The sequence below is a fragment of the Streptococcus oralis subsp. oralis genome (assembly GCF_002096455.1).
Lineage (GTDB): Bacteria > Bacillota > Bacilli > Lactobacillales > Streptococcaceae > Streptococcus > Streptococcus oralis_CY.
This window is the reverse complement of sequence record NZ_NCUL01000007.1, coordinates 1-13,456: the sequence shown is the minus strand read 5'-3', so window position 1 is coordinate 13,456 and position 13,456 is coordinate 1. Positions and strand designations below refer to the sequence as shown.

Sequence of the window (13,456 nt, the reverse complement as noted above, 5' to 3'; positions counted from 1 at the left end):
TTCTTATCTTTTTTGTCCACATTTTTTAAACAAGCTTATAAGCTTAAGTTTACTAAATAGCACTCAGTTTTCCACAGAATTCACACACTCTATTATTACTATTAACTTTCTAATACTAAAAATAAATAAAGGAGAATCCATGATTCATTTTTCAATTAATAAAAATTTATTTATACAAGCCTTAAATACTACAAAACGGGCAATTAGCTCCAAAAATGCTATTCCAATTTTATCAACAATCAAAATTGACGTTACCAATGAAGGGATTACTTTAATTGGCTCAAACGGTCAAATTTCTATTGAGAATTTCATTTCTCAAAAGAATGAAGATGCTGGTCTCTTGATAACTTCTTTGGGTTCGATTCTTCTTGAAGCTTCTTTCTTTATCAATGTTGTATCTAGTCTTCCAGATGTAACGCTTGATTTCAAAGAGATTGAACAAAAACAAATTGTTTTAACAAGTGGCAAATCAGAAATCACCCTAAAAGGAAAAGATAGCGAACAGTACCCACGAATCCAAGAAATTTCAGCAAGCACACCTTTGGTTCTTGAAACCAAACTACTCAAGAAAATTATCAATGAAACAGCATTTGCTGCAAGTACGCAAGAAAGTCGTCCAATTTTGACTGGTGTCCATTTTGTTTTGAGCCAACACAAGGAACTAAAAACAGTTGCGACAGACTCTCATCGCCTTAGCCAGAAGAAATTGACTCTTGAAAAAAATGGTGATGATTTTGATGTGGTGATTCCTAGTCGTTCTCTACGCGAATTTTCAGCTGTATTTACGGATGATATTGAAACTGTGGAGATTTTCTTTGCAAATAATCAAATCCTCTTTAGAAGCGAAAATATTAGCTTCTACACTCGTCTCCTAGAAGGTAATTATCCTGATACAGATCGCTTGATTCCAACAGACTTTAACACTACAATTACTTTTGATGTGGTTAATTTGCGTCAATCTATGGAGCGTGCACGTCTCTTATCAAGTGCGACTCAAAATGGTACTGTGAAGCTTGAAATTAAAGGTGGAGTTGTTAGCGCCCATGTTCACTCTCCAGAAGTTGGTAAAGTAAACGAAGAAATCGATACGGAGCAGGTGACTGGGGATGATTTAACTATTAGTTTTAACCCAACTTACTTGATTGATTCTCTCAAGGCTTTAAATAGCGAAAAGGTTACTATTAGCTTTATCTCATCAGTTCGTCCATTTACTCTTGTGCCAGCAGATACTGACGAAGATTTCATGCAGCTTATCACACCAGTTCGAACAAATTAAGTGAAAGAGGTTGAGCCTGGCTCGCCTCTTTTATGATATAATCAAAAAAGAAAAGGAGAGTAGTATGTATCAAGTTGGAAATTTTGTTGAGATGAAAAAACCACACGCTTGTACCATCAAGTCAACAGGCAAAAAGGCTAATCGTTGGGAAATTACACGTGTAGGGGCAGATATCAAAATAAAGTGTAGCAATTGTGACCATCTTGTCATGATGAGTCGCTATGATTTTGAACGAAAAATGAATAAGATTATTGACTAAGAACCCTTAGTTAGAGGGTTAGCAAGTTTTCCCTTTTTGTGTTATAATGTTAGGGATTGAAATGAGAACGGAGAATGAGAAACTATGGCTTTAACAGCAGGTATCGTTGGTTTGCCAAACGTTGGTAAATCAACCCTTTTTAATGCAATTACAAAAGCAGGAGCAGAGGCGGCAAACTACCCATTTGCGACTATTGATCCAAATGTTGGGATGGTGGAAGTTCCAGATGAACGCCTACAAAAACTAACGGAAATGATTACTCCTAAAAAGACAGTTCCAACAACCTTTGAGTTTACAGATATTGCAGGGATTGTAAAAGGAGCTTCAAAAGGAGAAGGTCTAGGTAATAAATTCTTGGCCAATATCCGTGAAGTAGACGCGATTGTTCACGTAGTTCGTGCTTTTGATGATGAAAATGTTATGCGCGAGCAAGGACGTGAAGACGCCTTTGTGGATCCACTTGCAGATATTGATACCATTAACCTAGAGTTGATTCTTGCTGACTTAGAATCAGTTAATAAACGCTATGCGCGTGTAGAAAAGATGGCACGTACGCAAAAAGATAAAGAATCAGTAGCAGAGTTTAACGTTCTTCAAAAGATTAAACCAGTCCTTGAAGATGGAAAATCAGCTCGCACCATCGAATTTACAGATGAAGAACAAAAAGTTGTCAAAGGTCTCTTCCTTTTGACCACTAAACCAGTTCTTTATGTTGCTAATGTGGATGAGGATGTAGTTGGAGATCCAGATTCTATCGAATATGTGAAGCAAATTCGTGAATTTGCAGCGACAGAAAATGCTGAAGTAGTAGTTATTTCTGCGCGTGCTGAGGAAGAAATTTCTGAGTTAGACGATGAGGATAAGCAAGAATTTCTTGAAGCACTTGGCTTGACAGAGTCAGGCGTTGATAAATTGACTCGAGCTGCTTACCACTTACTTGGACTCGGAACTTACTTTACAGCTGGTGAAAAAGAAGTTCGCGCTTGGACCTTTAAACGGGGTATGAAAGCTCCTCAAGCAGCTGGTATTATCCACTCAGACTTTGAAAAAGGCTTTATTCGTGCAGTGACCATGTCATATGAGGATCTAGTGAAGTACGGATCTGAAAAGGCTGTAAAAGAAGCTGGACGCTTGCGTGAAGAAGGAAAAGAATATATCGTTCAAGATGGCGATATCATGGAATTCCGCTTTAATGTTTAATAACATTTAATAAATAGTGTCAATTAGGTTGGAAAAAAATTCCAACCCTTTTGGCTTTTGAAAGGAAAAATAAATGACCAAATTACTTGTAGGATTGGGAAATCCAGGGGATAAATATTTTGAAACCAAACACAATGTTGGATTTATGTTGATTGACCAATTGGCCAAAAAACAAAATGTCACCTTTACACATGACAAGATATTTCAAGCTGACCTAGCATCTTTTTTCTTTAATGGAGAAAAAATTTATCTCGTCAAACCAACAACATTTATGAATGAAAGTGGAAAAGCGGTTCATGCTTTATTGACTTACTATGGTTTGGATATTGAAGATTTACTCGTCATTTACGATGATCTTGACATGGAAGTTGGGAAAATTCGTTTAAGAGCAAAGGGTTCAGCAGGTGGTCATAATGGCATCAAGTCTATTATTCAACATATTGGAACCCAAGTATTTAACCGTGTTAAAATAGGTATTGGAAGACCTAAAAAAGGCATGTCGGTTGTTCATCATGTTTTAAGTAAGTTTGATCAGGATGACTATGTGGGTATTTTACAGTCTATTGACAAGGTTGACGATGCTGTAAACTACTATTTACAAGAGAAAAACTTTGAGAAAACAATGCAGAGGTATAATGGATAAATGGTGACTTTATTAGGTTTATTCTCAGAAAATGACCAGATAAAAAAATGGCATCAAAATCTTATAAATAAGAAAAGACAACTAATACTTGGTTTATCAACGTCTACCAAGGCTCTTGCAATTGCAAGCAGTCTAGAAAAAGAAAATAAGATTGTGTTACTGACTTCAACTTATGGAGAAGCAGAACGAATTATCAGTGATCTTCTTTCTCTCTTAGGAGAGGAAGTTGTCTATCCTTTTTTGGTAGATGACTCTCCTATGGTAGAGTTTTTGATGTCTTCGCAAGAAAAAATCATTTCGCGGGTTGATGCCTTGCGTTTTTTGAGTGATCCGTCTAAGAAAGGGATTTTAGTTTGTAATATCGCAGCGAGTCGGTTGATCTTACCCTCTCCGACTAGATTTAAAGAAAGTATTATAAGGATTGCGGTTGGTGAAGAATATGACCAACACGAGCTACTTCACAAATTAAAGGAAATTGGATATCGAAAAGTTACTCAAGTACAGACACAAGGTGAGTTTAGTATTCGAGGAGATATTTTAGATATTTTTGAGATGTCTCAGTTAGAACCTTTCCGAATTGAGTTTTTTGGTGATGAAGTAGATGGTATTCGTACTTTTGAAGTCGAAACACAATTATCGAAAGAAAATCAGACAAACCTCACTATCTTTCCAGCTAGCGACATACTTTTGAGAGAAAAGAATTATCAACGAGGTCAGTCAGCTTTAGAAAAGCAAATTTCGAAGACTCTATCGCCGATTTTGAAATCCTATCTAGAAGAAATTTTGTCAAGTTTTCATCAAAAACAAGTGCATTCAGATAGTCGAAAGTTTTTGTCCTTATGTTACGATAAAACATGGACTGTCTTTGATTATATTGAAAAAGATACACCAGTATTCTTTGATGACTATCAAAAATTGATGAATCAGTATGAAGCCTTTGAAAGAGAATTAGCGCAATACTTTATAGAAGATTTACAGAATGGTAAATCATTTTCTGAGATGCAGTATTTTGCAGATACAGAGCAAATCTATAAAAAACAAAGTCCAGTTACTTTTTTCTCCAATCTGCAAAAGGGCTTAGGAAATCTCAAGTTTGATCATATCTATCAATTTAATCAATACCCCATGCAAGAATTCTTCAATCAGTTTTCTTTTCTTAAAGAAGAAATTGAGCGATATAAAAAAATGGACTACACTATTATCTTGCAGTCTAGCAATTCAATGGGCAGTAAAACATTGGAAGATGTTTTAGAGGAATACCAGATCAAATTGGATTCCAAAGATAAGTCAAGTATCTGTAAAGAATCTGTAAACTTGATTGAGGGTAATCTAAGACATGGTTTTCATTTTGTAGATGAAAAAATTCTCTTAATTACTGAACATGAGATTTTTCAAAAGAAATTAAAACGTCGTTTTCGAAGACAACATGCTTCAAACGCAGAGCGATTAAAAGATTATAATGAACTTGAAAAAGGGGACTACGTTGTTCACCATATCCATGGAATTGGTCAATATCTAGGGATTGAAACAATTGAAATCAAAGGGATTCACCGTGATTATGTCAGTGTACAGTATCAAAATGGTGACCAAATCTCCATCCCAGTAGAGCAGATTCAGTTACTGTCCAAATATGTTTCAAGTGATGGGAAACCTCCTAAACTCAATAAATTAAATGACGGTCATTTCAAAAAGGCCAAGCAAAAAGTTAAGAACCAGGTAGAGGATATAGCTGACGATTTAATAAAACTGTATTCTGAGCGTAGTCAGTTGAAGGGTTTTGCTTTCTCAGCTGATGATGAAGATCAACATGCTTTTGATGATGCCTTCCCTTATGTTGAAACGGATGATCAACTTCGTAGTATTGAGGAAATCAAGAGAGATATGCAGGATTCTCATCCCATGGATCGACTTTTAGTTGGGGATGTTGGTTTTGGAAAGACTGAAGTTGCAATGCGTGCAGCATTTAAGGCTGTCAATGATCACAAACAGGTTGTTGTTCTAGTTCCGACGACGGTGTTAGCACAACAACACTATACGAATTTTAAGGAAAGATTCCAAAATTTTGCTGTTAATATTGATGTGTTGAGTCGCTTTAGAAGTAAAAAAGAGCAGGCAGAGACACTTGAAAAATTAAAGAATGGTCAAGTTGATATTTTGATTGGAACGCATCGTGTTTTGTCTAAAGATGTTGTGTTTTCTGATTTGGGCTTGATGATTATTGATGAGGAACAACGATTCGGTGTTAAGCATAAGGAAACTTTGAAAGAACTGAAAAAACAAGTAGATGTTCTAACCTTGACAGCAACGCCAATCCCTCGTACTCTCCACATGTCTATGCTGGGAATCCGAGATTTGTCTGTTATTGAAACTCCTCCAACCAATCGCTATCCTGTTCAAACCTATGTATTAGAGAAGAATGATAGTGTCATTCGTGATGCTGTCTTGCGTGAAATGGAGCGTGGAGGTCAAATTTACTATCTTTACAATAAGGTTGACACGATTGACCAGAAGGTTTCGGAATTACAGGAGTTGATTCCAGAGGCTTCGATTGGGTATGTTCATGGACAAATGAGTGAAATTCAGTTAGAAAATACTCTACTTGACTTTATTGAAGGTCAGTATGATATTTTGGTGACGACTACTATTATTGAGACAGGGGTAGATATTCCAAATGCCAATACCTTATTTATTGAAAATGCAGACCACATGGGCTTGTCAACCTTGTATCAATTAAGAGGAAGAGTCGGTCGTAGCAATCGTATTGCTTATGCCTATCTCATGTATCGTCCAGAAAAATCAATCAGTGAAGTCTCTGAGAAGAGATTAGAAGCGATTAAGGGATTTACAGAATTAGGCTCAGGATTTAAGATTGCTATGCGAGATCTTTCGATTCGGGGAGCAGGAAATCTCCTAGGAAAGTCCCAGTCTGGTTTCATTGATTCTGTTGGTTTTGAATTGTATTCGCAGTTACTAGAGGAAGCTATTGCTAAACGGAACGGCAATGGGAATAAAAGAAGCAAAGGAAATGCTGAGTTGATTTTACAAATCGACGCCTATCTTCCTGACACTTATATTTCTGACCAACGACATAAGATTGAAATTTACAAGAAAATTCGTCAAATTGACAATCGTGTCAACTATGAAGAACTACAAGAAGAATTGATGGATCGCTTTGGAGAATACCCAGATGTAGTAGCCTATCTTTTAGAGATTGGTTTGGTTAAGTCATATTTTGACAAGGTCTTTGTAGAACGTGTGGAAAGAAAAGAAAATAAGATTACAGTTCAATTTGAAAAAGTCACTCAACGACTATTCTTGGCTCAAGATTATTTTAAAGCTTTATCCGCAACGAACTTAAAAGCAGCCATAGCTGAGAATAAGGGATTAATGGAAGTTGTATTCGATGTCCGAAACAAGAAGGATTATGAAATTTTAGAAGGTTTGCTGATTTTTGGAGAAAGTTTATTAGAGATAAAAGAATCAAAGGAAGCAAATCCCATTTAACATTTTTCTTCTATAAAAAGGATAAAAATGGTACAATAATAATTTGAGGTAATAAAAATGAGATTAGACAAGTATTTAAAAGTATCACGAATTATTAAGCGCCGCACAGTCGCAAAAGAAGTAGCAGATAAAGGTAGAATCAAGGTGAACGGAATCTTGGCCAAAAGTTCAACGGATTTGAAAGTTGATGACCAAGTTGAAATTCGCTTTGGAAATAAGTTGTTGCTTGTTAAAGTACTAGAAATGAAAGATAGTACAAAAAAAGAAGACGCAGCAGGCATGTATGAAATTCTCAGTGAAACACGGGTAGAAGAAAATGTCTAAAAATATTGTACAGATGAATAATTCTTTTATTCAAAATGAACATCAACGTCGTCGTTATCTGATGAAGGAGAGACAAAAGAGGAATCGTTTTATGGGTTGGGTCCTTATTTTGATGATCTTGTTGTTTATTTTACCAACTTATAACTTGGCTCAAAGCTATGATCAGTTACTGCAACGCCGCCAGCAATTGACAGAGTTGAAAGAGCAGTACCAAACTCTTAGTGACGAAAAGGATAAAGAATCTGCTTTTGCTGCAAAGTTGAAAGATGAAGACTATGTAGCAAAATATGCGCGCGCCAAGTACTATTACTCAAAGAAACGAGAAGCAATTTACACAATTCCTGATTTGCTTCCGAGGTAATGTCATGGAAAATTTATTGGAAGTTGTTGAGCAATTTCTAAGTTTATCAGATGAAAAATTAGAGGAATTGGCAACTAAAAACCATTTATTACGATTACAAGAAGAAAGGGAAGAGAAGAATGCGTAAGTTCTTAGTAGTTTTATTGCTACCTGCTTTTATCATAACTTCAAGAGTAGTTAGCACAGAAAAACAGCTTCCTTACTCTTCACAAGAAATTTATTATCTAACTGAGTCTGATTATGGATTCTACTATAAAGAAACTCTGGAATCCCCAATGGTATACGGAGAAACAGCAGTCTATGCTAATGAGGATCTTGTCAAGGAGTCTGGTAAATTGACTCCTGGAACCGCCTTTAAAATAGTAGAATGGCGTTTGAATAGACAAGGTGTTCCTGTTTTTAAATTAGATAATCACCAGTTTATCCCTGCAGATAAGCGTTTGATCTATGATCAAAGTCAAGTTCAAACTCAAAATAGACAAGTATGGTTGGAGCAGGGGTTTGTTATCTATAACAGCCCTTATGACACTAAAGAAATTTCTTCATCCCTCTCTCCCTATCAACGCGTAACGGTGGATAGAGCTCTCTTTGCTGAGGGACAAGAATTTCTTCATATCGATCAAGTTGGGTGGGTATCAAAAGAGTTCGTCTCGGAAGAAGACAATCGCATCCAGAAGGTTCAAGAAGTTTTATCAAACAACTATCAGAATGAAAATTATTCTATTTATGTTAAACAACTGACTACAGGTAAAGAGGCTGGAGTGAATGAAGACAGCAAACTCTATGCAGCTAGCATCTTGAAACTAGCCTACCTTTATTACGCTCAAGATAAGATAAATCAAGGGGAATATACGCTAGACAGTAGCTTCAAGTATATCCCAGAAGTAAATAGTTTTCCTGGTTCCTATAAACCAGAGGGTAGTGGTAGTTTACCTAAAAAAGAAGATAACAAAGAATACAGTCTTCAACAGTTAATTACCAAGGTAACCAAAGAGTCTGATAATGTTGCTCATAATATTTTAGGTTATTACGTGACCAATCAATCTGACGGGGCTTTTAAAGAAAAAATGTCCACTATTATGGGTGAAGATTGGGATGTGAATGATAAGTTGACTTCTTCAAAAATGGCTGGAAAGGTCATGGAAGCTATTTATAATCAGAATGGTTTCGTCTTAGAGTCTTTAAGTAAGACTGATTTTGACAACCAACGAATCGCAAAAGGTGTTTCGGTTAAGGTAGCTCATAAAATTGGAGATGCCGATGAGTTTAAACATGACACTGCCATTGTTTATACGGATTCTCCTTTTGTTCTTTCCATTTTCACCAAAAATTCTGATTATGATACTATTGCTAAGATAGCTAAGGATGTCTATGAGGTTCTAAAATGAGGGACCAGGATTTTTTAAATCATTTTCTCCGAAAAGAGTATTTCAAAAAACATTCGAAAGTCTTATTAGCTCTATCTGGTGGACTGGATTCGATGTTTTTATACCATCTATTGTCTACTTATCAAAATGAGTTGGGAATTGAGTTGATTGTAGCACATGTCAATCACAAGCAGAGAAGTGAGTCTGACTGGGAGGAAAATGAACTAAGGAAGTTAGCTGATGCAGCTGAACTTCCTATTTATATCACAAGCTTTTCAGGAGAATTTTCAGAAGCGCGTGCTCGAGAGTTTCGTTATGATTTTTTTAGGAAAATCATGAAAGAGGTTGGAGCAACTGCCTTGGTTACTGCCCACCATGCAGATGATCAGGTTGAAACGATTTTGATGCGCTTGATTCGAGGAAGTCGGCTACGTCATTTAACAGGAATAAAAGAAAGTCAAGTAGTTGATGGAATTGAAATTATCCGTCCCTTGTTGCATTTTCATAAAAAGGATTTTCCATCAATTGTTCACTTCGAAGATCAAACAAATCAAGAAAGTACCTATTTTCGCAATCGCATTCGGAATAGGTATTTACCAGAACTTGAAAAAGAAAATCCTCGTCTTAAATCCGCCCTTTTAGATTTAGGAAGGGAAATTTCAGATTACCAAGCAACAATAACGGAGCTTTCTAAACAAATTGATGTGGAAGATTTGAATGAGCTATTTTCATACTCTCAACAAACTCAAGGAATCTTGCTCCAGAACTATCTTAATCAATTTCCAGACTTAAATCTGACAAAGGCTCAGTTTGCTGAACTTCAACAGATTTTAGCAAGGAAAAGCCAGTATCGCCATTCTCTTAAAAATGGTTATGAATTGATAAAGGAGTATCAGAATTTTCGAGTTTGCAAAATCAGTCCACAGGCTGATGAAAAGGAAGATGAACTTGTGTTACACTATCAAAATCAAGTTCGATATATGGGCTATTTATTTTCCTTTGGTATCCCTATTGAAGGGGATTTTGTTCAAAAAGTAACAGTTTCACGGGAAACATCTGTACATATTGGATGTCGAAAACCTGGCGATATTATTATCCTAAATGGTCATCGAAAGAAACTGAGACGTTTATTTATAGATTTGAAAATCCCTATTGAAAAACGAAAAACAATCCCTATTATTGAGCAATTTGGAGAAATTGTCTCAATTTTAGGAATTGCGACCAGTGATTTGAGTAAAAACACGAAAAATGATATAATGAACACTGTAATTTATATAGAAAAAATAGATAGGTAAAAAGATGTTAGAACACGATATTAAAAAAATCCTCGTTTCACATGATGAAATTACAGAAGCAGCTAAAAAGCTAGGTGCACAATTAACAAAAGAATATGAGGGGGAAAATCCAATTCTTATTGGAATTCTAAAAGGATCGATTCCTTTTATGGCTGAATTGGTCAAACATATTGATACGCATATTGAGATGGACTTCATGATGGTATCTAGTTACCATGGTGGAACAGCAAGTAGTGGTGTCATCAATATCAAGCAAGACGTGACTCAAGATATCAAAGGAAGACATGTCTTATTTGTAGAGGATATCATCGATACAGGTCAAACTTTGAAGAATTTGAGAGATATGTTTATTGCAAGAGAAGCAGCTTCTGTTAAAATCGCGACTTTGTTGGACAAACCAGATGGACGCGTTGTTGAAATTGAGGCGGATTATACTTGTTTTACTATTCCAAATGAGTTTGTAGTAGGTTATGGTCTAGATTATAAAGAAAATTATCGTAACCTTCCTTATGTCGGAGTATTGAAAGAAGAAGTTTATTCAAATTAGAAAGATCTATCTTTAATGAAAAAACAAAATAATGGTTTAGTTAGAAATCCATTTCTATACTTGTTAATTATCTTCTTCCTTGTGACAGGATTCCAGTATTTTTACTCTGGAAATACTGCTGGACGAAGCGAAAAAATTAACTATACAGAATTGGTAAAAGAAATTACAGCAGACAATGTAAAAGAATTAACCTATCAGCCAAATGGTAGCATTATTGAAGTGTCTGGTATTTATAAAAATCCTAAGACTAGTAAAGAAGAAACAGGAATTCAATTTTTCCCTCCTACAGCTACAACAGTAGAAAGATTCTCAAGTACTATCCTTCCGTCTGATTCAACAGTTTCAGAATTGCAAAAACTTGCTTCTGAACATCAGGCAGAAGTAACAGTCAAACATGAGAGTTCAAGCGGTATGTGGATCAATATCCTTGTCTCTGTTGTGCCATTTGCTATTCTCTTCTTCTTCCTATTCTCTATGATGGGAAATATGGGAGGAAATAGTGGCCGAAATCCAATGAGTTTTGGACGTAGCAAGGCCAAAGCTGCAAACAAAGAAGATATCAAGGTACGGTTCTCAGATGTTGCTGGTGCCGAGGAAGAAAAACAAGAATTAGTAGAAGTTGTTGAATTCCTAAAAGATCCAAAACGATTTACAAAACTTGGTGCGCGCATTCCTGCGGGTGTTCTTTTGGAGGGACCTCCGGGAACAGGTAAAACTTTGCTTGCTAAGGCAGTAGCCGGAGAAGCTGGTGTTCCATTCTTTAGTATCTCAGGTTCTGACTTTGTAGAAATGTTTGTCGGAGTTGGAGCTAGTCGTGTTCGTTCTCTTTTTGAAGATGCCAAAAAAGCAGCACCAGCTATCATCTTTATCGATGAAATTGATGCTGTTGGTCGCCAACGTGGTGTCGGCCTCGGTGGAGGAAATGATGAACGTGAACAAACCTTGAACCAACTCTTGATTGAAATGGATGGTTTTGAAGGAAATGAAGGAATCATCGTTATCGCTGCGACGAACCGTTCAGATGTTCTAGATCCAGCTCTTCTCCGCCCAGGACGTTTCGATAGAAAAGTCTTGGTTGGTCGCCCTGATGTTAAAGGTCGTGAAGCAATCTTGAAAGTTCACGCTAAAAATAAACCTTTGGCAGACGATGTTGATTTGAAACTAGTTGCCCAACAAACTCCAGGTTTTGTGGGAGCTGACTTAGAAAATGTTCTAAATGAAGCGGCCCTAGTTGCAGCCCGTCGCAACAAATCAATCATTGATGCTTCAGATATTGATGAGGCAGAGGACAGAGTGATTGCTGGACCATCTAAGAAAGATAAAACAGTATCACAAAGAGAACGTGAATTGGTTGCTTATCATGAGGCTGGACATACCATTGTTGGTTTAGTCTTGTCAAATGCCCGTGTTGTTCATAAAGTTACCATTGTACCACGTGGACGTGCAGGTGGTTACATGATTGCACTTCCGAAAGAGGATCAAATGCTTCTATCTAAAGAAGACATGAAAGAGCAATTGGCAGGTTTGATGGGTGGTCGTGTAGCTGAAGAGATTATTTTTAATGTCCAAACTACAGGAGCTTCCAATGACTTTGAACAAGCTACACAGATGGCGCGTGCGATGGTCACTGAATATGGTATGAGTGAAAAACTTGGCCCAGTTCAATACGAAGGAAATCATGCTATGTTTGGTGCACAAAGTCCTCAAAAATCAATTTCAGAACAAACAGCCTATGAGATTGATGAGGAAGTTCGTTCATTATTGAATGAAGCACGAAACAAAGCTGCTGAAATTATCCAATCAAATCGTGAAACTCATAAGTTGATTGCAGAAGCATTGTTGAAATACGAAACATTAGATAGTACACAGATTAAATCTCTTTACGAAACAGGTAAAATGCCTGAGACCGTAGAAGAGGAATCACATGCACTATCTTATGATGAAGTAAAATCAAAAATGAGTGAAGAAAAATAAATTTAGAGAGGTTCAACCTCTCTTTTTATGTTCTAATGTGATGGCTACCGAGCGGATGCTTTGATAGTTGACCCTCCTCGTACAGGCTTAGATGATAAGCTGTTGGATACCATCCTGACCTATGTTCCAGATAAAATGGTCTATGTTTCTTGCAATGTTTCGACCTTGGCACGAGATTTGGTTAAACTAGTAAAAGTCTATGATCTCCAGTATATCCAGTCGGTCGATATGTTTCCCCACACTGCACGAACAGAAGCAGTGGTTAAGTTAGTGAAGAAAAGAAAAAATTAACTTCACTGAAAAAAGTCCTTGACAAAGGTAAAAAAGTAGGTATAATAGAAAGAGTTGAAAAACTCAGGTCCGTTGGTCAAGGGGTTAAGACACCGCCTTTTCACGGCGGTAACACGGGTTCGAATCCCGTACGGACTATGGTGTATTGCGGCTAAAAAAACTTGAAAAAAGTTTTAAAAATCTGTTGACAGAGACAGGTAGCTGTGATATACTAATATAGTTGTCGCTTGAGAGAGATTGAGTGACAAAGACCTTTGAAAACTGAACAAGACGAACCAATGTGCAGGGCACTATAACTGAAGTTATAGTACTGAACAATGAAAAAACAATAAATCTGTCAGTGACAGAAATGAGTGAGAACTCAAACTTTTAATGAGAGTTTGATCCTGGCTCAGGACGAACGCTGGCGGCGTGC

Annotated in this window: 12 protein-coding genes, 1 tRNA gene and 1 pseudogene; all 14 read left to right on the top strand. The window is 36.7% G+C overall.

What is annotated here, in order from left to right:
- Positions 1–139: 139 nt before the first annotated feature.
- The 14 genes and pseudogenes from dnaN to B7720_RS02495 all read left to right on the top strand — a co-directional run bounded on the left by dnaN (position 140) and on the right by B7720_RS02495 (position 13,179).
- Positions 140–1,276, top strand: coding sequence for a DNA polymerase III subunit beta (dnaN, locus tag B7720_RS02555; protein ID WP_084856365.1), 1,137 nt, complete (start codon positions 140–142; stop codon positions 1,274–1,276).
- Between the two features lie 64 nt (positions 1,277–1,340).
- Complete coding sequence (locus tag B7720_RS02550) at positions 1,341–1,535, top strand: DUF951 domain-containing protein (RefSeq protein WP_000285184.1); 195 nt, start codon at positions 1,341–1,343, stop codon at positions 1,533–1,535.
- A gap of 84 nt (positions 1,536–1,619) precedes the next feature.
- A complete protein-coding gene (ychF, locus tag B7720_RS02545; RefSeq protein WP_067193739.1) occupies positions 1,620–2,735 on the top strand; it encodes a redox-regulated ATPase YchF in 1,116 nt (371 codons plus the stop codon).
- Positions 2,736–2,808: 73 nt separating this feature from the next.
- Positions 2,809–3,378: an aminoacyl-tRNA hydrolase gene (pth, locus tag B7720_RS02540; RefSeq protein WP_000163921.1), complete on the top strand. Its 570-nt coding sequence runs from the start codon at positions 2,809–2,811 to the stop codon at positions 3,376–3,378.
- Positions 3,379–6,882 carry a transcription-repair coupling factor gene (gene mfd, locus B7720_RS02535; RefSeq protein ID WP_084856364.1) on the top strand — a complete coding sequence of 1,168 codons (3,504 nt, stop codon included), beginning with the start codon at positions 3,379–3,381 and terminating at the stop codon, positions 6,880–6,882. It begins immediately after the preceding gene.
- 57 nt (positions 6,883–6,939) lie between these two features.
- Entirely contained in the window at positions 6,940–7,206 is a 267-nt protein-coding gene (locus tag B7720_RS02530) for an RNA-binding S4 domain-containing protein (RefSeq protein WP_001234975.1), read from the top strand.
- Entirely contained in the window at positions 7,199–7,567 is a 369-nt protein-coding gene (locus tag B7720_RS02525; protein ID WP_000041922.1) for a septum formation initiator family protein, read from the top strand. The genes B7720_RS02530 and B7720_RS02525 overlap by 8 nt, the downstream gene beginning before the upstream one ends.
- Positions 7,568–7,571: 4 nt before the next feature.
- Positions 7,572–7,694: an SP_0009 family protein gene (locus tag B7720_RS09835; protein WP_000429344.1), complete on the top strand. Its 123-nt coding sequence runs from the start codon at positions 7,572–7,574 to the stop codon at positions 7,692–7,694.
- Complete coding sequence (locus B7720_RS02520; RefSeq protein ID WP_084856362.1) at positions 7,687–8,955, top strand: serine hydrolase; 1,269 nt, start codon at positions 7,687–7,689, stop codon at positions 8,953–8,955. Before B7720_RS09835 ends, B7720_RS02520 begins: the two co-directional genes overlap by 8 nt.
- Positions 8,952–10,229: a tRNA lysidine(34) synthetase TilS gene (gene tilS / locus B7720_RS02515; RefSeq protein ID WP_084856361.1), complete on the top strand. Its 1,278-nt coding sequence runs from the start codon at positions 8,952–8,954 to the stop codon at positions 10,227–10,229. Before B7720_RS02520 ends, tilS begins: the two co-directional genes overlap by 4 nt.
- Positions 10,230–10,233: 4 nt before the next feature.
- On the top strand, positions 10,234–10,776 hold the full coding sequence (gene hpt, locus B7720_RS02510) for a hypoxanthine phosphoribosyltransferase (protein ID WP_049518880.1): 543 nt from the start codon (positions 10,234–10,236) through the stop codon (positions 10,774–10,776).
- Between the two features lie 15 nt (positions 10,777–10,791).
- On the top strand, positions 10,792–12,750 hold the full coding sequence (ftsH, locus tag B7720_RS02505; RefSeq protein WP_084856359.1) for an ATP-dependent zinc metalloprotease FtsH: 1,959 nt from the start codon (positions 10,792–10,794) through the stop codon (positions 12,748–12,750).
- Positions 12,751–12,789: 39 nt separating this feature from the next.
- A pseudogene (locus B7720_RS02500) lies at positions 12,790–13,041 on the top strand (23S rRNA (uracil(1939)-C(5))-methyltransferase RlmD); the annotation flags it as partial.
- Positions 13,042–13,107: 66 nt separating this feature from the next.
- A tRNA-Glu gene (locus tag B7720_RS02495) sits at positions 13,108–13,179 on the top strand.
- Positions 13,180–13,456: the final 277 nt, after the last annotated feature.

Bases quoted from the DNA above. Each gene is read 5' to 3' on its own strand.
- dnaN (WP_084856365.1), top strand. From the start codon at position 140: ATGATTCATTTTTCAATTAATAAAAATTTATTTATACAAGCCTTAAAT.
- B7720_RS02550 (WP_000285184.1), top strand. From the start codon at position 1,341: ATGTATCAAGTTGGAAATTTTGTTGAGATGAAAAAACCACACGCTTGT.
- ychF (WP_067193739.1), top strand. From the start codon at position 1,620: ATGGCTTTAACAGCAGGTATCGTTGGTTTGCCAAACGTTGGTAAATCA.
- pth (WP_000163921.1), top strand. From the start codon at position 2,809: ATGACCAAATTACTTGTAGGATTGGGAAATCCAGGGGATAAATATTTT.
- mfd (WP_084856364.1), top strand. From the start codon at position 3,379: ATGGTGACTTTATTAGGTTTATTCTCAGAAAATGACCAGATAAAAAAA.
- B7720_RS02530 (WP_001234975.1), top strand. From the start codon at position 6,940: ATGAGATTAGACAAGTATTTAAAAGTATCACGAATTATTAAGCGCCGC.
- B7720_RS02525 (WP_000041922.1), top strand. From the start codon at position 7,199: ATGTCTAAAAATATTGTACAGATGAATAATTCTTTTATTCAAAATGAA.
- B7720_RS09835 (WP_000429344.1), top strand. From the start codon at position 7,572: ATGGAAAATTTATTGGAAGTTGTTGAGCAATTTCTAAGTTTATCAGAT.
- B7720_RS02520 (WP_084856362.1), top strand. From the start codon at position 7,687: ATGCGTAAGTTCTTAGTAGTTTTATTGCTACCTGCTTTTATCATAACT.
- tilS (WP_084856361.1), top strand. From the start codon at position 8,952: ATGAGGGACCAGGATTTTTTAAATCATTTTCTCCGAAAAGAGTATTTC.
- hpt (WP_049518880.1), top strand. From the start codon at position 10,234: ATGTTAGAACACGATATTAAAAAAATCCTCGTTTCACATGATGAAATT.
- ftsH (WP_084856359.1), top strand. From the start codon at position 10,792: ATGAAAAAACAAAATAATGGTTTAGTTAGAAATCCATTTCTATACTTG.